This is a genomic window from Aeromonas sp. 2HA2, assembly GCF_029237345.1.
Lineage (GTDB): Bacteria > Pseudomonadota > Gammaproteobacteria > Enterobacterales > Aeromonadaceae > Aeromonas > Aeromonas salmonicida.
Map to the genome: position 1 here is coordinate 37,914 of NZ_JAACGB010000010.1, position 17,148 is coordinate 55,061.

The following is a 17,148-nucleotide window of genomic DNA, read 5'->3' on the forward strand; positions in this document are numbered from 1 at the left end:
TCAGTTGGGCGGGGAGGAGGATGACTTGGGGTGCAGGTGTGATCGGATCTGCAGCAAGGTCTTCTGATACGCATCGGCATGGTGCTCCATGAAGGTGGCGCTGTGGTTCAGGCGCCGCTCCAGCCGATCAACCAGCAGTGCCACCTTGGGTGCCGGCATGCCGGCAGGCCAGCACAGCTGCAGCAACTCCAGCAGTTGCCAGGCATCCCCCGGCAGTGCCGGGAACTCTTCCTGCAGCGTCAGGGCGTATTGCACAGCCAGCTGATGCTGACCCGATACGCTGGCCCGTTGCCGCTCCTGACGCAGATAGGTCAGGCGCTCTTCACGGCGGTCCAGTTGCAGTTTCAGGTCGATGACCACCTGCGTGAACAGTCGCTGGAGCAGCGGTGATGGCGCCACTCTGGCCTGGTACTGGCCGAGCTTTGCCAGATAGCGCTGGGCGTGGTGGGGCAGGCCGCAAAACTGGCTGACGGCAAAGCCGAGCAACTGGTTGAGATGATTGTCCCGCGCCGCCTCCGGCGGGTGTTTGGCCAGCAGCACTATGGCGTCATCAAAGCGATAATCCAGACCCAGCATAAGGGCCTGCAACAAGGCAGCCTCGTGGGCCCGCAGTGTGGTGGCCTTGCTGAGATAGTCAAACTCCTGTTGCAGGGCACTGATCCTGGCTGCCGTGGGGTAGTGCCAGAGCACGGCCAGACTGGCATTCAGGACGAAATTCTCGATAGACAGGCGGAACCTGTGCTCACTGAAGAATCGCAGGCTGAGCGCGTTGGCCTGTTCGAGCGCCTTCCCTTCATCTTTCAGCAGCAGAGCCAGCAAGATGGCCGCCTGGCACCACTCGGGTGACCAGGACTGTTTTTGCAGCAGCTTGCCGAGTACCTCCCAGGCCGATTCCCACTGCGCCTCGTGCATCAGACAGGCCAGCATCAGCTCCAGCTGGATTGTCGGCGGCAGCCGTTCCTGATTGCGGGTCAGGTCCTTGCGGGCGCTGTCCAGCTTGTTCAGCCCCAACAGAGCGTGGATCAGCCCCTTGCGCGGCCACCAGGCGTCGTGCTCAGTGGTACACATGGCATAGTGCTGGGTAGCATGGAAGTGATCCTGCTCCTGCAACAACATGTAACCCTTGACCCTGTCCAGCAGCGGGCCCAGCGCCTTGTTCTTCTGGTGCTGATAGAGCAGGTCTTCGCACAGGGAGCAGGCGAGGCGCCACTCCCTGAGTTTCATCGGTGCGGCCAAGTGGCGGGTCAGCCCGGTCAGCAACACCAGTTCGTGCAAACAGCGCGTCAGCTGATCCGTGTTGAAGGGCATGGATAGACGCAGTGGAAAATAGAGATCGGAAGGGGGGTACTGAAGCAATTCATCGTCCCCATCCAGCAACAAGAGTACGCAGCCAGGTTCGAGCAGCCCCAGATAGTGGGCCTCCTGCAGCAGGCGGATCCCCTCATGGGCCTGATGACGAGATTGGCGGCAAATGATGGCGTCGAACGGCTGCTGGCGTATCAGGGCGGGCAGTGTGGTGAGCTCTTTGCAATAGGTCAGTTGGGATGGCGTGACGCCATGGTCACTCAGTCCTTGGGAGAGGGCCGAGCTGAGCATGGCATCGTCTGCGATCAAAAGGATCTGCATCCTTGGCGCTCCCTTGCTGGTTCACGATATGAAAAAGTATGGCATGGGATGGAGTCAAAAAGAGCTTCCACTATTGTCTGTAAATTGTACTCGGGTCAATACCCCGCCGGGGTCAAGGAGGGGGCGGATTGATCAGAAACACCACAGCTCCCCCATAGGCGGGGACCTGTGCCAATCTCGCTTCCCAGGCGGGATCCCACTCTCCCCCCTGCGCCAGCCCCAGCTTGAATGGCAGTGTCAGCCGGTGCAGCGTCTGCAGATAGCGGGCATAGCCGGGTTCGGTATGACGGCCCCGATAGGTCTGCACCACCAGCTCGTCGACCACAGCTGTCAGGGCATTCAGCTCCCTGATGTCACCGGTGCGGGTCCAGTCCAGCAAGCCTGTGATGCTGATGGCGTAGCGAGCGGGCAACTGTTGTCGCAGCTGACGCAGGAAGTGCCCATAGTCGGCCAGCTGGTGGGTGCGGGCATCGAAATCTATCTGGACGCCGCGCACTTCATTGCCCTTTCGCTGCCAGGCCGCCAGCTGGTTTTGCAAGTTCTGCAACAGGGTGTCATCCCAGTCGAGCCGTTCCACCCGATAGGCGAGCCAGAGTTCGCCCACCGGCAGCTTGCTCGGCGCTATGCCCTGCCCCTGAAAGCGCAGGGGCAGGGCCGGGTTCAGGGGGCCTATCTCCCCTTGATGCAGATAGAGGCGATCTGCCTGCTGCAACACGGGTTGGGGTCTGACCCCGGCCCACAACCAGAACTGGCGGTACTGGCTTGCCTCGACGCTTGCCCTGGCCTCGGTGCCGAGCAGGATCAGTATCACCAGTAATATTTGAGCTGTTTTGCCCACTGGCTTGCCCCGTGTTGCTGCTTGAGGGTGTTGAACCAGGCCTTGCGCTGGCTGACGGGCAGATCCTGACTGCCGCAACCGTTGCTGCCGCTCGGGGCGTAGCAGTTGATGGCGCGATAGAGGGCGTAGGCCTTGTCGTCCTTGGCGGCTTTGGGATTGGCGATGACCTGCTGATACCAGTCGAGGCGGCTGCGCTGCTTGCCGGCAAACAGGTCCTGGCTCCCCGCCAGGGTATCGGCTCCCGGTCGATGGAGCAGGGGATCCCAATCCAGCCCTTGTGCCAGGAAAAACTCGCCCAGGCAGTTGAGGGCTCTGGGCGTACCAGGCGCCTTGGCGAGGGTGGCGACCACCTCGGTCAGGGCGGGGCACTGATAACCCTGGCTGCCTTGCCAGTTGAACGGTGCCGCAGGGGGAGCGCCCGCCACATCTTGCAGGAAGCCCTGGTAGTCGCCATGGGTCAGCTGCTTGTAACTCAAGGTGTAACTGGCGCGCTGACGTAGGGGCTCGGAGGCGGTTTCATCCCGGGCCATGCGGCGCAGCAGAGGCGCCGGTGCCACATACTCCAGCAGCGGGATGCGGTAGTGATCGCTCTTGATGGGGCTTTCCTTGGCAAACACCTGTTCCAGCTGGCCTGCCCGTTCCAGGGTCATGGCCAGGGCAAGCTGCAACAGCTGATCCTGCAAGGGGGTCGGCTGGTTGGCGAGCAGGGCGCGCCACTGCTGTTCGGCGTTGGCCCACTGCTGCTGGGCAGCCAGTGCCATCCCTTTCAATACCTGCTGGCTGAAGGCCAGATGATTCAGGGGGCCGTTGGCCAGCGCAGGGGCGGCAGCGACCACGGCGGCATAATCCTTGGCGAGATAGTAGCGGCTGGACTGCTCCAGATAGGCCAGCCAGGGGGCGTGCCGGGCAAACTGGGAGGCTTGCTGGCCGATCTCGGCGGCGAGCAGCGGCTGCCACTCATCCCAGCTGTCATGGATCCGCAGCCGGCGCAGATCCTGCACCAGGGTCAGCATGGGCATGGTTGCCGAGCCGGTGAAGCCGGGTTGCATCAGCAATTTGAGATCGATCTCGTTGACCAGATCCGGCTGGCTCTGCTGCTGGCTCGCCTGCAGATAGTGACTGGCCAGCAGCTCGTTATCCCCCTTGAACCAGGCAAGTCGACGCAACAAGCCGGTGGCGGAATCCAGATAGCGCCCCTGTGGGTAGCGGGTGCGGTAGTCGGTGATGAGCTGCTCGCAGCGCTGTAGCTGAGCCTGATCGATCCGACTGCGGTCCAGGCTGCCCCAATCGTCGAAGGCGCTTTGCTGTGACTGGTTGAGGGCGACCCGGATCTTCATGTAGTCGGCCGTCTCCTTGAGCCAGGGCTGGTCCTGTTCGGCGAGGATGCCAAACAGCGCATCCGCCTGTGCAAACTCCCCCTGATAGAAGTGCTGGCTGGCGGTCAGGTAGTCGGCAAACCCCTTGGCGGCGGCGGACAGCGGCGCCGTCTGGCTTTCGCCCTGGGGCATGCTTTCTGCCGCGTCCTGCGCCTGGCCGCACTGACCCAGCATGGCGAGCCGCTGGCTTGCCAGCTGGCTGCGATCACTGGCGGTAAGGGCGGGCGTTTGCACCAGTGCCTGCAAGAAGGCCTCGGCAGAGACTGGATTGTTGCTGATACAACGCCCCTCGCTCCAGCTGCCGGCCCGGGTGATGGCCGCTTCAGTGGTGGCGGCCTCTATGCCGAGCGACGCGGCCAGCGCCAGCAGGGGATCCGGTCCGGCAGGTGCGGTATCGCCAGCGGCCGGGCTTATCAGCTCATCGACCCGAAATGGCAGAGGCAGAGCCCCACCGGGCAGGGAGAAAGCCTGCTCATCGGCCAGCAGCAAGGCCAGATTGGTACGGGTGTCGTTATCGGGGGAGAGAAATGGCAGTCCGTTCAGATGGCACTGGGCTGCTGTCAGTTGCAGGGTGAGCGGCGTTTCGCAGCCATCCGGGCCACAGGCCAGCACAGGCAGGCTGCACAGCGCCAGCCACAGGGGAGTCAGTTTCATGAGGGCGGTTTCCGGCCAAGGGAGTCAATAGAAGGGGATGGAGGCAAGCTACAAGATGTGGGGGCGCCTTTCAACTGACCATAGGGGGCGCCTGGATTGAGCAAAGACGGTTTATTGCAGGCCGGGCCCACTGGCTGAGAAGGGGCAATCGCGCTGGTGGATCAGGCGGGAGCCCTGAGCGTCGCGTCCCTGCCAGCTGAGCGCAAGCTGACCCAGACGACCCAGATGGCGCAACTCGAACTCATAATGCAGGCAGGGATTGTCGAGTGGCAGGGTCGTCATGCCATCCGGCAGCCGGTAGTGATAATTGAGCCGTGGCCCATCCTGTAACTGGCGACGCTCGAGCCGTGCTCCTGCTACCTGAGGGGAGGCTGCAACCAGATGGCGGCGCAGGCTCAAGGGGGCATCGATTGCTTTCTGGTAATGGAGGCCGTTCATGGCGGCCAGCTCCTCTTCCAGCCGTTGCAGCTCCCCCTCCAGCCCGCTCAGTGCCGTGCCCAGCTGTTGATGACCAGGTGCAGCGCAGCCCCCCAGCAGCAGGGTGACAAGCAGAAGCGAGACGCGGGTCGGGTGCATGGGCTCTCCTTTGTGCGCCCGGGACTTGGCGCGCCGGGCCGGATAGTGGCTGACTGATGGTGGCTGACTATAGCAGGGGATTGGTGGGCGGCGCGGCGCGCAGCAGCTGTGCCAGCCGCTCCAGTCCCTCGGCGACACGGGCATCTGTGGCCGGTTGGCTCAGGCTCAGCCGTACCCCTTGCGGTGCGGCGAACTGGCCGGCGGCGAAGTGTTCTCCGCTCGCCACCCCGACGTCAAGGGCGTTGGCGGCCTCGGCGAATTCCTGACTGCGCCACGGTTCCGGCAATGGCAGCCAGGCGTGCATGGAGCCCGCCTGCCAGTGAGCCCCCGGCAACAGGTGGCGCAACAGCTCGCCGCGACGTGCCAAGATCTGCCGCTGCTGCTCGACCAATGGCATTATCTGGCGCTGGCTGACCAGCTTGCAGGCCAGCTCGATCAAGAGGGGGCTCACCATCCAGCTCGACAACCGCATCGCCTGGGCGAAGGCGTTGCGCAGGGCGGGCGGCGCCAGCACGAAGCCGACCCTCAGGCCGCCACAGGCGATCTTGGCCAGGCTGCCCAGATAGATGACCCGCTCCGGCGCCAGGTTGACCAGGGGGGCCACGGGGATACTGGGCAGCAGGCCGTTGACGTCATCTTCGATGATCAGCAGGTCATGGTGGCGTGCGATGGCGACGACGGCCTCGCGCCGTGCCTGGCTCATGATGGCGGTGGTGGGGTTTTGCAGGGTCGGGGTGAGGTAGAGCAGCTTGGCCCGCCGCGTGCGGCAGGCAGCCTCCAGCGCGGCGGGGATCAACCCCTCCTCGTCCATCGCCAACCCCACCACCTGGTTCTTCAGCTGGCGGGCATTGCCCAGCATGCCGGGGTAGCTGAGGCCTTCACACAAGATGGTCTCCCCCACGCAGCCGGTAGCCAGCAGAGAGAGCATGATACCGTGCTGGGCGCCGTGGCTGAACAGCAGGCGATCCTCGCTGCCGTGCACCCCCTGCTCGGCCAGCCAGTCGATGAACAGCTGGCGCTGACCGGGCTGGCCCGCCTCCTTGTCATAGCCGAGCAGGGCATTGAGATCCCCGTCGGCCACTTCCTCCAGCATGGGGCGAATGATGGCGGCCCTGTCCAGTTGTACCGGCAGGTTTTGCCACAGCTCGATGCGATGTCCCTCTTCCTTGCGGATCACCCACTCATTGGCCGGATCCGTGCCTGTCCCTTTGACCCAGGTGCCGTGTCCCACCTTGGCAGCCAGCAGGCCGCGCCGCTCCGCCTCGCCATAGGCACGGGTGATGGTGCCGACGGTTACTCCCAGCCGATCTGCCAGGGCCCTGTGGGTCGGCAAGCGGGTCCGGGGTGGCAGGTCGCCACTGAGAATGGCCTGCTCTATGGCTTTCACCAGCTTGAGATAGAGGGGGCCATCGAAGGGGGTCAGGTCCGGGGTCCAGATTGTCATGGTGACAATAAATCCATTGATCCAAAATTGTCCTCAATATAGCGTGAAAGCCAACCTGTTCACAATCAAATACACCACATTGTATCGATACAATGTAGCAATAAAGGAGTCACAAGATGACGATGGAATGGTATGTCACCCTGTTCGGCTTTGCCGTGCTCACCTGCGGTACGCCGGGCCCCAACAATCTGATGCTGACGGCATCTGGCGCCAACTTCGGGGTGCGCCGTACCCTGCCACACCTGACCGGCGTGGCCGTGGGTCAGCCAGTGTTGCAACTGGTCATGGCATTGGGGCTCTATCCCCTGTTCGAGAGCTGGCCTCTGTTGCGCTTGGGGCTGCAGATCTTCGGCAGCCTCTATCTGCTGTGGTTGGCATGGCGCATCGCCGTGGCCGGTGCCCCCGGTGATCCGGCCCGGCGTGCCCGTCCGTTAACCCTGCTGGAAGGGCTGGGCTTTCAGTTTCTCAATCCCAAGGCCTGGATGATGGCCATCTCCGCCATCAGTCTGTTCAGTCTGCCAGGTGCCAGTTACTGGCCTAGCCTGTGGGGGATCATGCTGGTGTTTCCGCTGGTGGGCTTCCCGGTCTGTTTTGTCTGGGTCTTGTTCGGTCACCAGTTGAGCAACTGGATCAGCACGGATCGGGGCTGGCGGCGCCTCAATGGCTCCCTTGGTGTGCTGACGGCGCTTTGTGTGGTGATGCTCTGGTATTGAGCGCGCACCGCTGGCAGGCAAGAAAGAGCCATTTCTGACTTGTCGCCACTGGGCTGGCTCTGCATATTAGAAGGCTTGCCGTATATCGGACGCTTTGTATCACCAAGAGGTTGAGATGGATCTGAACTGGTTGCTTCCCCTGGCGGGCTTTGCCCTCATCACCTGCGGTACGCCGGGCCCCAATAACATGCTGCTCACCAGTGCCGGTGCCGCCCAGGGATTTCGCCGCACTCTTCCACTGCTGGTGGGGGTGGTGGGGGGGATCAACCTGATGATCCTGGCCACGGCGTTGGGGCTCGGGGTGATGTTTGAAAAGGTGCCGCTGCTGCATGACGGCCTCAAGCTGATTGGCTCGGCCTATCTGCTCTGGCTGGCCTGGAAGGTGGCGACCGCCAGTGGCCCGGCCGAGGGCAACCGACCGCTCATTCCGGCCCATCAGGGCGCCATGCTGCAACTGCTCAACCCCAAGGCCTGGATGATGGCGCTCTCCGCCATCAGTGGCTTTACCCTGGCGGGGGAGGCTTACTGGCCCTCGGCCAGCTGGGTGCTCGGCATCTTTTTTGTGACCGGCCTGTATACCGGTGCCTTTTGGGTGCTGTTCGGTGCCCAGGTGCGCCGCATCATCCGCACCGCCACAGGCTGGCGTCGTTTCAACCTTGGCATGGGGCTCGCCACGGCAGCCTGCGTGCTGATGATCTGGATTTAGGCGTCCAGGATCCCTTGACGTGTCGGCCCGGCCGCGACAGACGTCAACAGACCCTGGACCTTTGGCCTTACCTTCTGTCTTGTTGGCCCTTCGGGGCCTTTTTTATCTCGCTGGCAGCGCCGTACTGCACTGGCACTGCATTAAAGGAGTCCCCATGAAATGTATCGGTCTGCTGGGTGGCATGAGCTGGGAATCCACCGTCAGTTACTATCAGGCGTTCAACCGGGACGTGCGGGCACGGCTCGGCGGCCTGCACTCGGCGCGGGTGCTGCTGAGCAGCGTCGACTTTGCCGAGATAGAGCGGCTGCAGCATGCCGGTGACTGGCCCGCGACCGCCAAGCTGCTGGCTGCCGAGGCGCGCAAGCTGCAGGCTGGCGGCGCCGATTTTCTGCTGATCGGCACCAACACAATGCACAAGGTGGCGCCCGAGATTGAGGCTGCCATCGGCATCCCTGTGCTCCATATCGCCGATGCCACTGCCCGCCAGTTGCTGGCGGACGGGGTGCAAAGAGTCGGCCTGCTGGGCACCCGTTTCACCATGGAGCAGGATTTCTACAAGGGGCGGCTGCAAACCCTGTTCGGGCTCGACGTGCTGGTGCCGGGCGAGGCGCAGCGGCAGCGGATACACAGCATCATTTATGACGAGCTCTGTCTGGGGGAGATCCGCGAGTCATCGCGCGCCGAGTATCTCGCCATCATCTCCGGGCTGGCCGAGGCGGGTGCCCAGGCCGTGATCTTGGGATGCACCGAGATTGCCTTGCTGGTGGGTGACTCAAAAGCAGCTGTTCCGCTCTATGACACCACTGCGATTCATGCCGAAGCGGCGGTGACACTGGCATTGCAGCCTGATTAACTGGTCAGATCTCACTATTCGTACTCGCTCCATACCCCTTGCCATAAAAGCGTGTAAAATTGCGCCCTGAATTTCCCGGCCAACTCGGTTGGCCGCGACTCCTTACACGCAAGGCTGACATTGTGACTGAAGTAGATAGATTCGCGGACATTCGCCCCTACCGCGATGAAGAAGTGCCGGCAGCCATAGAACGGCTGATCCAGGATGATGAATTTATCGGCGCCATCGCCAAGTATCGTTTCGGTTCCCTGATGAGCTGGCTGGGCTGGGCCATTCGCCCGCTGATCCGCCAATTTCTGCGCTACAAGTGGTCCAAGGTGACCACCATCCATCAGGTGCAGATGGGGGTGACCCGTTACATGTCCCGCATGATCGCCACCTCCACCAAGGGCGTGACCTTCTCCGGCCTCGAACACCTCAAGAAAGAGCAGGGTTACCTGTTTGTCTCCAACCACAGGGACATCGCCATGGATCCGGCGTTCGTCAACTGGGGGCTGCATACCCATGGTTTTGATACGGTGCGCATCGCCATCGGTGACAACCTGCTGCGCAAACCCTGCGCCACCGAGCTGATGAAGCTCAACAAGAGCTTCATCGTCAAGCGCTCCGCCAAGGGGCCGCGGGAGATGATGAAAATGCTCGGCGAGCTGTCCGCCTATATCGGCCAGTCGGTGCACGAAGGCCACTCCATCTGGATCGCCCAGAAGGAAGGGCGCGCCAAGAATGGCGATGACAAGACGGATCCCGCCATCCTCAAGATGTTCTATGTGGACGGCAAGAAGCAGAAAATCGACTTCGTCGACTACATGCGCAGCCTCAACATAGTACCGGTCAGCATCAGCTATGAGCTGGATCCCACCGACAAGGCCAAGGCGCGCGAGCTGTACGAGAAATCGGTCAACGGCAGCTACGAAAAAGGCGAGTTCGAGGATATCGAGAGCATCGTTGCCGGCATCGTCGGCCAGAAGGGGCGGGTACATGTCTCCTTCGGCGCCCCCATCAGCGAGGGTTTCAGCGATCCGGACGAGCTGGCGGCGCTGATCGACAAGGCAATCTGGGGCAATTATCGCCTCTTCCCGGGCAACTACCTGGCCGCAGATGTGTCCGGCAAGGCCAATACCATAGAGCAGGCGGCCTTCCTTACCCGTCAGTCAGAGGTGCCACAAGAGCACAAGGCCATCTGGCGAGCCATGTATGCCAAGCCGGTGGAAAACGCCCGCAAGGCTTGAATGACACCGGTTGTGTGAAAAAAACGGGAGCAGATGCTCCCGTTTTTGCGTCTGGTCAAAGTCGACGACGATGGAGTAGTGAATAATATTGTTTCAGCTGGTACGATCACCGGACGAATGCGTTTTCGTTTCTTGGCAAGCAGCGGATGAGTGTGTAACAGTGACCTCAGACGCTCGGCACGAGCAAATAGACGCTTCCTGTCTGCATGGATTGCAGATGGTGCGACACAAGGACCTGAACAGGGTCCTTTTTCATTTTGCGGCAAAGATGCCGCCTGAATACACCTAAGGATCCGCTCGCCATGATCACCGGCAGTCTGAATACCCTGCAGCGAACGCCGCTGCCCGCCCCGCTGGCCCGCATCATGGTCGAGGTGGTGAAAAGCGTCGACCACTGGCTGAGTGCGCCGCTCGGCAAGACAGAGATCGACGGCCTCACGCTGTTCTGTCTGGTGAGCGAAGAGCTGACCGAGCCGGCAGCGGATCGCCGTGGCGAGTTCCATCAGCAGTATCTGGATATACAACTGCTGCTGCGCGGGGAAGAGTGGATAGGTGTCGGGCCTCACAGTTACGTCAATGACGGCGCTGATCATCCCCACCCCGATCTCTGGCTCGTCGACGACGAACAGACCAGTTATCTGGCGTTGCAGCCCGGCGACTTCGCCATCTTCTGGCCGGGAGAACTGCATCGCCCTCTCTGTACCCCCAACCAGCCGGCTTACGTGAAGAAGCTGGTGGTCAAGGTGCACAAAGATTTGCTGGCCGGCCTGTAGCCGTCAGCACGGCAGCTCAACGGGTGCGCGGCACCCTTCGGGTCCACACCGACCCATGATGAATCGAGTGCACAGCGTCTTCGGGACCCGCACTTAACGTATTGAAAAATTGGGCGCACTTTCCTGCGACCATAAGCCCCCGGCAGGGGAATCCCATCCATTGTTGGATGACACGACACTGTCGGCATAAAGCCGAAGCACAGGAAGATGTAGAACATGAGCAAGTTGGTATTGATCCTTAACTGCGGTAGCTCTTCCCTGAAATTTGCCGTAATGGACGCCGAAACAGGTGAGGACATGCTGTCCGGCCTGGCCGAATGCTTCAATCTGGATGATGCACGTATCAAATGGAAACTCCACGGGGTCAAGGGCGAAGCCATGCTGGGAGCGGGTGCCGCTCACCAGGCTGCCCTCGACCATATCGTGGGTCATATCCTGCCCCAGGATCCCTCTCTGGCCGAGCAGCTGGTGGCCATCGGCCATCGTATCGTGCACGGTGGCGAGCAGTTCTCCCGCTCCGTTCGCATCGATGATGGCGTGATCGCCGGCATTGAAGCCGCCATTCCGTTCGCCCCCCTGCACAACCCGGCGCACCTCATCGGTATTCGTGCTGCGCTCAAGGTCTTCCCGCAGCTTGCCGAGAAGAACGTGGCCGTGTTTGACACCGCCTTCCACCAGACGCTGCCGCAGGAAGCCTATCTCTACGCGCTGCCCTACAAGCTCTATAAAGAGAACGGCATCCGTCGTTATGGCGCTCACGGCACCTCTCACCGCTTTATCGCAGAAGAGACCGCCAAGGCGCTGGGCAAGCCGCTGGCCGAGCTCAACATCATCAACTGCCACCTGGGCAACGGTGCTTCCGTCTGCGCCATCAAGAACGGCGAGTCCGTCGATACCTCCATGGGTCTGACCCCGCTGGAAGGGCTGGCGATGGGCACCCGTTGCGGTGACATCGACCCCGCCGTCGTCTTCTTCATGCACGATCAGCTCGGTTACAGCGTGGACGAGATCAACCACACCCTTACCCGCGAGTCCGGTCTGCTGGGTCTGACCGAGGTGAGCAGCGATTGCCGCTATGTCACCTCCAACTATGCGACCGACGCTGGCGCCAAGCGTGCGCTGGATGTCTTCACCTACAGAGTTGCCAAGTATGTTGGCGCTTACGCTGCTGCCATGGAGGGTCGCCTCGACGCCCTGGTGTTCACCGGCGGTATCGGTGAAAACGCCGCCATGGTGCGCGAGATGGTGCTGGATCGCCTGGCCCTGTTCGGCTTCAAGGTAAATAAAGAAGCCAACAATGCCGCCGTGCTCGGTGGAGAAGGCCCCATCACGGCTGAAGGCAGCCGTCTGGCGCTGGTGATGCCCACCAATGAAGAGCTGGTCATCGCCCGCGATGCCCTGAGTCTGGTCGGCTAACGCCCCTCGCTCCGAGACAACGCCCGGCCTGCGCCGGGCGTTGTCGTTTCAGGCTTCCGGCTGAGCGACTTGTCATTTGACATGGGGTGGCAGATACGTACCCTGACGGCTGTTTCACGTGCAGGAGGTAGGGATGAAGGTGGTATTTTTTAACTGGCTGGCGAGCATGGGTGTTGAAGTCAGCAGCATGATGGCGCTGGTGATCGCCTTGGGCTTTATCGTCCTTACCTCGCTGATATTGCATGTGTTGTTGCACCGCGTGTTGCTGGTGCGGCTGGTGGGTATCCTTGGCAAGACCAAGCAGGTGTGGCTGCCATCTCATCTGCAACAGCGGCTCTTCTACCGCTTGGCGTTCGTGTTGCAGGGAGCCGTTATGCTCGGTCAGGCGGAGATCTGGCTGCCGAGCGGCTCCGACAGTTTGCAGCTGATCGAGATGGCGACCCAGTTCTGGATCCTGCTGTTCCTGCTGCTGGCCCTGTTTGCCCTGCTCGATTGCCTGCTGTCGGTGAGTCGTTACACCCGGCTCGGGCGAGACTTGCCCCTGCGCGGCATCTTCCAGGGGGTGAAGCTGGTGGCCAGCATACTGGTCGGTATCCTGATGATCGCCCTGCTGCTCGGCAAGTCACCGCTCTTCCTGTTCAGCGGCCTGGGTGCCATGACAGCCGTGTTGATGTTGGTGTTCAAGGACCCCATCCTCGGCCTGGTGGCGGGGATCCAGCTCTCCGCCAACCGCATGCTCAGCGTCGGCGACTGGTTGCAGATGGACAAGTACGGTGCCGACGGCGAGGTGACCGATATCGGACTCACCACCGTCAAGGTGTCGAACTGGGACAAGACCATCACCACCATCCCCACCTATGCGCTCATCTCCGACTCCTTCAAGAACTGGCAGGGGATGACAGAATCCGGCGGCCGCCGCATCAAGCGCAGCGTCAATATCGACATGACCAGCGTGCGTTTCCTGACCGCGGATGAGCAGATGCAGCTCAAGCAGGCCCAGCTGCTGGCGCCCTACCTGGGCCGCAAGGAGCAGGAGTTGAGCGCCTATAACCAGCAGCTCAGCGATGCCCTCAGTTGCCCCATCAACGGGCGCCACCTTACCAATCTCGGGACCCTGCGCGCCTATCTGGACGCCTACCTGCGGGCCCATACCGGTATTCGCAAGGACATGACGCTGATGGTGCGCCAGCTGGCACCGACTACCGACGGTCTGCCGCTGGAAATTTACTGCTTCACGGCGACCACGGCCTGGGCGGATTACGAAGGGATCCAGGCCGATATTTTCGACCATATCTTCGCCATCATTGAGCAATTTCATCTGCGGTTGCATCAATCTCCCACAGGTTACGATATGCGTGCCTGGCAGAGGGGACAAACGGAGTAAGACACGGGTCGAGGTGGCAGGGGAAACGCCATATTAATCATCGACCCGTATCCAGTTGTCAGTTGAAATTTGGTGTGCAGAGGAGAAAAATGGCGGCCTTCTCTTCGCGCCCCTGATCCCTCTTGAATCAGCTGTCAGCCCTGAGACGTCAATCAAGTCATCATCATGGGAAAGTTATGAAGCTCCTTCGCAATAGTGCGGCTGCTCTGTGCTGCAGCCTTGTACTGGCCGCCGCGCCTGTGTTTGCCGTTCAATACGATCTGCCCGGGGCCAACAGCCGTCTGGTGGGCGAGAATATGGAATACGTGGTGCCGGCCGCAGAAAACGGTCAGCCGCTGGAGGCCGTGGCCGCCAAATTCCAGCTGGGGCTGACCAATATGCTCGAAGCCAACCCCAAGGCGGATCCCCTGCTGCTGCAGGCGGGCGAGAAGCTGGTCATCCCCCATCAGCTGATACTGCCCGATGCCCCCCGCGAAGGCATAGTGCTGAACGTGGCCGAGATGCGCCTCTACTACTACCCGAAAGGCAAGAAGGTGGTGGAAGTGCTGCCTATCGGTATAGGCCAGCTCGGCACCGACACCCCGGAAAACTGGGTGACCAGCGTGCAGCGCAAGAAGGCGGGCCCGACCTGGACCCCTACGCCTAAGATGCACGCCGAGTATGCCGCCCGTGGCGAGAGCCTGCCGGCAGTCTGGCCCGCTGGCTCGGACAACCCCATGGGGCTGTTTGCGCTCTACATCGGCAAGATGTACGCCATCCACGGTACCAATGCCCAGTTCGGTATAGGCCTGCGGGTGAGCCACGGTTGCGTGCGGCTGCGTAACGAAGACATAGAGTACCTGTTCAAGCAGATCCCGGTCGGCACGAGAGTGCAGTTCGTCAACCAGCCCATCAAGGCCACCGTCGAGCCCGATGGTCGCCGTTATCTGGAAGTGCACCAGCCCCTGTCTCGCAGCGAAGCCGAGTTCAACTCCAGTCTGCCTGCTCCGCTGCCCATGACCCAGGCCGCGACCCGCTTTATCGCCCATGCCGACAGCGACTCCCAGCTGGTCAAGCAGGCGCTGGAGCAGCGCAGCGGCATGCCGATCGCCATCAATCGCTGATCCTGTCGTTCATTGTCTCAAGCCCCGATCTGTGGTCGGGGCTTTTTTTGCGCTCATGCCGCCTGGCGCCAGGGGACGAGGGGAGCAGACAAGCCCTTGCTGTCTCAGGATAAAATCCGGCCTATCTCTCCCTGAGTGGTTCGTTAGTTAGAGATGAAACGTTTATATTGTGTTTTTTATTTGTTAAAAGTGGTTGAGGTCATGGGATCTGCTGATTAAGCTAGGGCGGTTTTTTAAGGAAGAGCCCGTCGTCAGAACGGGTACACACGTCACCTAATGGAGTTTTGAATGACAGCCAGCACCCCCATGCTTATCACCTTTCTGGTGTATATCCTCGGGATGGTCTTGATCGGTTTTATCGCCTATCGCGCCACCCGCAACTTTGACGACTACATTCTCGGCGGCCGCCGAATGGGGAGCTGGGTCACCGCCCTCTCCGCCGGGGCCTCCGACATGAGTGGCTGGCTCCTGATGGGCTTGCCGGGCGCCGTTTTCATCGGCGGTATTTCCGAGAGCTGGATCGCCATCGGCCTCACCATAGGGGCCTATCTCAACTGGCGCTGGGTGGCTGGTCGCTTGCGGGTTCACACCGAGAAGAACCGCAACGCCCTGACCCTGCCGGACTACTTTACCTACCGTTTCGAGGACAAGAGCCGGGTGCTGCGCATCCTCTCCGCCCTGGTGATACTGCTGTTCTTCACCATCTATTGCGCCTCCGGCGTGGTGGCCGGTGCCCGCCTGTTCGAGAGCACCTTCGGCATGAGCTATGAGACCGCCCTCTGGGTCGGCGCCGCGGCCACCATCACCTACACCTTCTTCGGCGGCTTCCTCGCGGTGAGCTGGACCGATACGGTGCAGGCGACCCTGATGATCTTCGCCCTGATCCTGACGCCGGTATTCGTCATCATCGCCGTTGGCGGCATCGACACCGCCATGGTGCAGGTGGCGGCGCAGAACGCCAGCAACCTCGACATGTTCAAGAACCTGGACTTTATCGCCATCATCTCGCTGATGGCCTGGGGCCTGGGCTACTTCGGCCAGCCCCACATACTGGCGCGCTTCATGGCGGCAGATTCTCACCACTCCATGGTCAGTGCCCGCCGCATCAGCATGACCTGGATGGTATTCTGCCTCGGCGGCGCCGTGGCCATCGGCTTCTTCGGCCTCTCCTACTTCTCCACCTTCACCGAGCAGGCCGCCGGTGTCACCGGCAACCCGGAGCGGGTCTTTATCGAGCTCTCCAAGATACTGTTCAACCCCTGGATTGCCGGTGTGCTGCTCTCCGCCATTCTGGCGGCCGTGATGAGCACGCTAAGCTGCCAGCTGCTGGTCTGTTCCAGCGCCATTACCGAAGATCTCTACAAGCCTTTCTTGCGCAAGAACGCCTCCCAGCAGGAGCTGGTGTGGGTGGGTCGTGCCATGGTACTGGTGATTGCGCTTATCGCCATTGCCGTGGCCGTGAACCCGGAGAACCGGGTACTGGGGCTGGTGAGCTACGCCTGGGCTGGCTTCGGTGCCGCCTTCGGTCCCGTTGTGCTGCTCTCCGTGCTCTGGTCGCGCATGACCCGCAACGGCGCCCTCGCAGGCATGTTGGTCGGTGCTATCACAGTCATCGTCTGGAAGCAGTTCGGCTGGCTGGGGCTGTATGAAATCATCCCGGGCTTCCTCTTCTCCGCCCTGGCGATTGTGGTGTTCAGCTTGCTGGACAAGGCGCCCTCCAAGGCCATGGTGGATCGCTTCGACGAGGCCGAGCGCGAGTTTCAGACTCCGCCGCCCGCCAGCATGAGCGAGCCGGTCGCCGTCAACTGAGTCGGCCACCGCCAATAACAAAAAGCCCCGCGATGCGGGGCTTTTTCATGTGCGGCGACTTAGCCGGCGCACATCGGCGCGGGCCGCAGCGCTGGTCTCTGTCAGCCAGCGGGCCCTGTCCTGCTCGCGAGCTGTGTGCATGGGCCCCAGGTACTGGTGGTGGGTGAGCCGGATGCCGCACAGCCCCAGTACCTGCTTGTCGAGGATGCGCGAGGTGGGATCCCCCAGCCACCAGCGGTAGTACCAGACAGGGCTGTCCATGGTGAGCAGCAGGCGCGCCGTCTTGCCCGCGAGCAGACGCAGGGGCTGGGTCTTGCCCTTGACATATTGAAAGGCGAAGCCGGAGAGCAGGGTGCGATCCAGCAGGCCCTTGAGACGGGCTGGCATGCTGCCCCACCAGAGGGGGGAGACGATCACCAGATGATGGGCGGCACTCAGGCTCTGCTGCAACGCCAGCAGATCCGGCTCCAGCGGCGGCATAAGGTCATAGCCATGGCGCAAGTCCGGCTCGAAGGCCAGCTCCCCCACGTGCAGCAGTGTGACTTCTGCGCCTGCCTCCTCGGCGCTGCGGGCATACTCGCGGGCCAGGGCATGGCAGAAGCTGTCGGGTTTGGGATTGCCGTTGATGACAAGCAGACGGGGTGGCAT

At 61.7% G+C, this 17,148-nt stretch carries 15 protein-coding genes; 9 read left to right on the forward strand and 6 right to left on the reverse strand.

Annotation, left to right across the window (positions count from 1 at the left end):
• The 5 genes from GWQ29_RS13905 to GWQ29_RS13925 all read right to left on the reverse strand — a co-directional run bounded on the left by GWQ29_RS13905 (window position 1) and on the right by GWQ29_RS13925 (window position 6,514).
• On the reverse strand, window positions 1–1,626 hold the full coding sequence (locus GWQ29_RS13905; protein WP_275919658.1) for a hypothetical protein: 1,626 nt from the start codon (window positions 1,624–1,626) through the stop codon (window positions 1–3).
• Window positions 1,627–1,738: 112 nt separating this feature from the next.
• Window positions 1,739–2,464, reverse strand: coding sequence for a DUF3142 domain-containing protein (locus GWQ29_RS13910; RefSeq protein WP_275919659.1), 726 nt, complete (start codon window positions 2,462–2,464; stop codon window positions 1,739–1,741).
• Window positions 2,434–4,494, reverse strand: a complete 2,061-nt coding sequence (locus GWQ29_RS13915; RefSeq protein ID WP_275919660.1) for a hypothetical protein — start codon at window positions 4,492–4,494, stop codon at window positions 2,434–2,436. Before GWQ29_RS13915 ends, GWQ29_RS13910 begins: the two co-directional genes overlap by 31 nt.
• Before the next feature lie 111 nt (window positions 4,495–4,605).
• Window positions 4,606–5,070 carry a hypothetical protein gene (locus GWQ29_RS13920; RefSeq protein WP_275919661.1) on the reverse strand — a complete coding sequence of 155 codons (465 nt, stop codon included), beginning with the start codon at window positions 5,068–5,070 and terminating at the stop codon, window positions 4,606–4,608.
• Between the two features lie 67 nt (window positions 5,071–5,137).
• Complete coding sequence (locus GWQ29_RS13925) at window positions 5,138–6,514, reverse strand: PLP-dependent aminotransferase family protein (protein WP_275919662.1); 1,377 nt, start codon at window positions 6,512–6,514, stop codon at window positions 5,138–5,140.
• 116 nt (window positions 6,515–6,630) lie between these two features.
• Between GWQ29_RS13925 and GWQ29_RS13930 the strand changes: the two genes are divergently transcribed.
• From GWQ29_RS13930 to putP, 9 genes are all read left to right on the forward strand, one after another.
• The gene (locus tag GWQ29_RS13930; protein ID WP_005318697.1) at window positions 6,631–7,227 is read left to right on the forward strand and encodes a LysE family translocator; all 597 of its coding nucleotides are present in this window, start codon (window positions 6,631–6,633) and stop codon (window positions 7,225–7,227) included.
• Window positions 7,228–7,342: 115 nt separating this feature from the next.
• A complete protein-coding gene (locus GWQ29_RS13935; RefSeq protein WP_059112876.1) occupies window positions 7,343–7,933 on the forward strand; it encodes a LysE family translocator in 591 nt (196 codons plus the stop codon).
• 154 nt (window positions 7,934–8,087) lie between these two features.
• On the forward strand, window positions 8,088–8,786 hold the full coding sequence (locus tag GWQ29_RS13940) for an aspartate/glutamate racemase family protein (protein WP_275919663.1): 699 nt from the start codon (window positions 8,088–8,090) through the stop codon (window positions 8,784–8,786).
• A gap of 122 nt (window positions 8,787–8,908) precedes the next feature.
• Window positions 8,909–10,015 (forward strand): 1-acyl-sn-glycerol-3-phosphate acyltransferase, encoded by a 1,107-nt coding sequence (locus tag GWQ29_RS13945; RefSeq protein ID WP_021139500.1) that lies wholly within the window; start codon window positions 8,909–8,911, stop codon window positions 10,013–10,015.
• A 302-nt stretch (window positions 10,016–10,317) separates the two neighbouring features.
• Entirely contained in the window at window positions 10,318–10,788 is a 471-nt protein-coding gene (locus GWQ29_RS13950) for a YhcH/YjgK/YiaL family protein (RefSeq protein WP_275919664.1), read from the forward strand.
• 216 nt (window positions 10,789–11,004) lie between these two features.
• On the forward strand, window positions 11,005–12,204 hold the full coding sequence (locus GWQ29_RS13955) for an acetate kinase (RefSeq protein WP_275919665.1): 1,200 nt from the start codon (window positions 11,005–11,007) through the stop codon (window positions 12,202–12,204).
• A 133-nt stretch (window positions 12,205–12,337) separates the two neighbouring features.
• Window positions 12,338–13,588, forward strand: coding sequence for a mechanosensitive ion channel domain-containing protein (locus tag GWQ29_RS13960; protein ID WP_265421977.1), 1,251 nt, complete (start codon window positions 12,338–12,340; stop codon window positions 13,586–13,588).
• 176 nt (window positions 13,589–13,764) lie between these two features.
• Window positions 13,765–14,691, forward strand: a complete 927-nt coding sequence (locus GWQ29_RS13965) for a L,D-transpeptidase family protein (RefSeq protein ID WP_275919666.1) — start codon at window positions 13,765–13,767, stop codon at window positions 14,689–14,691.
• 288 nt (window positions 14,692–14,979) lie between these two features.
• Window positions 14,980–16,500: a sodium/proline symporter PutP gene (gene putP / locus GWQ29_RS13970; RefSeq protein ID WP_265463115.1), complete on the forward strand. Its 1,521-nt coding sequence runs from the start codon at window positions 14,980–14,982 to the stop codon at window positions 16,498–16,500.
• Window positions 16,501–16,545: 45 nt separating this feature from the next.
• On the opposite strand, the gene GWQ29_RS13975 is transcribed toward putP, so the two are convergent.
• Window positions 16,546–17,148 (reverse strand): NAD(P)H-dependent oxidoreductase, encoded by a 603-nt coding sequence (locus GWQ29_RS13975; RefSeq protein ID WP_275919667.1) that lies wholly within the window; start codon window positions 17,146–17,148, stop codon window positions 16,546–16,548.

What these genes read in the sequence shown, in the direction of transcription:
- GWQ29_RS13955 (WP_275919665.1), top strand. Translation starts at nt 11,005, where the DNA reads ATGAGCAAGTTGGTATTGATCCTTAACTGCGGTAGCTCTTCCCTGAAA.
- GWQ29_RS13975 (WP_275919667.1), bottom strand. Translation starts at nt 17,148, where the DNA reads ATGCCACCCCGTCTGCTTGTCATCAACGGCAATCCCAAACCCGACAGC.
- GWQ29_RS13905 (WP_275919658.1), bottom strand. Translation starts at nt 1,626, where the DNA reads ATGCAGATCCTTTTGATCGCAGACGATGCCATGCTCAGCTCGGCCCTC.
- GWQ29_RS13920 (WP_275919661.1), bottom strand. Translation starts at nt 5,070, where the DNA reads ATGCACCCGACCCGCGTCTCGCTTCTGCTTGTCACCCTGCTGCTGGGG.
- putP (WP_265463115.1), top strand. Translation starts at nt 14,980, where the DNA reads ATGACAGCCAGCACCCCCATGCTTATCACCTTTCTGGTGTATATCCTC.
- GWQ29_RS13965 (WP_275919666.1), top strand. Translation starts at nt 13,765, where the DNA reads ATGAAGCTCCTTCGCAATAGTGCGGCTGCTCTGTGCTGCAGCCTTGTA.
- GWQ29_RS13950 (WP_275919664.1), top strand. Translation starts at nt 10,318, where the DNA reads ATGATCACCGGCAGTCTGAATACCCTGCAGCGAACGCCGCTGCCCGCC.
- GWQ29_RS13960 (WP_265421977.1), top strand. Translation starts at nt 12,338, where the DNA reads ATGAAGGTGGTATTTTTTAACTGGCTGGCGAGCATGGGTGTTGAAGTC.
- GWQ29_RS13930 (WP_005318697.1), top strand. Translation starts at nt 6,631, where the DNA reads ATGACGATGGAATGGTATGTCACCCTGTTCGGCTTTGCCGTGCTCACC.
- GWQ29_RS13935 (WP_059112876.1), top strand. Translation starts at nt 7,343, where the DNA reads ATGGATCTGAACTGGTTGCTTCCCCTGGCGGGCTTTGCCCTCATCACC.
- GWQ29_RS13940 (WP_275919663.1), top strand. Translation starts at nt 8,088, where the DNA reads ATGAAATGTATCGGTCTGCTGGGTGGCATGAGCTGGGAATCCACCGTC.
- GWQ29_RS13925 (WP_275919662.1), bottom strand. Translation starts at nt 6,514, where the DNA reads ATGACAATCTGGACCCCGGACCTGACCCCCTTCGATGGCCCCCTCTAT.
- GWQ29_RS13915 (WP_275919660.1), bottom strand. Translation starts at nt 4,494, where the DNA reads ATGAAACTGACTCCCCTGTGGCTGGCGCTGTGCAGCCTGCCTGTGCTG.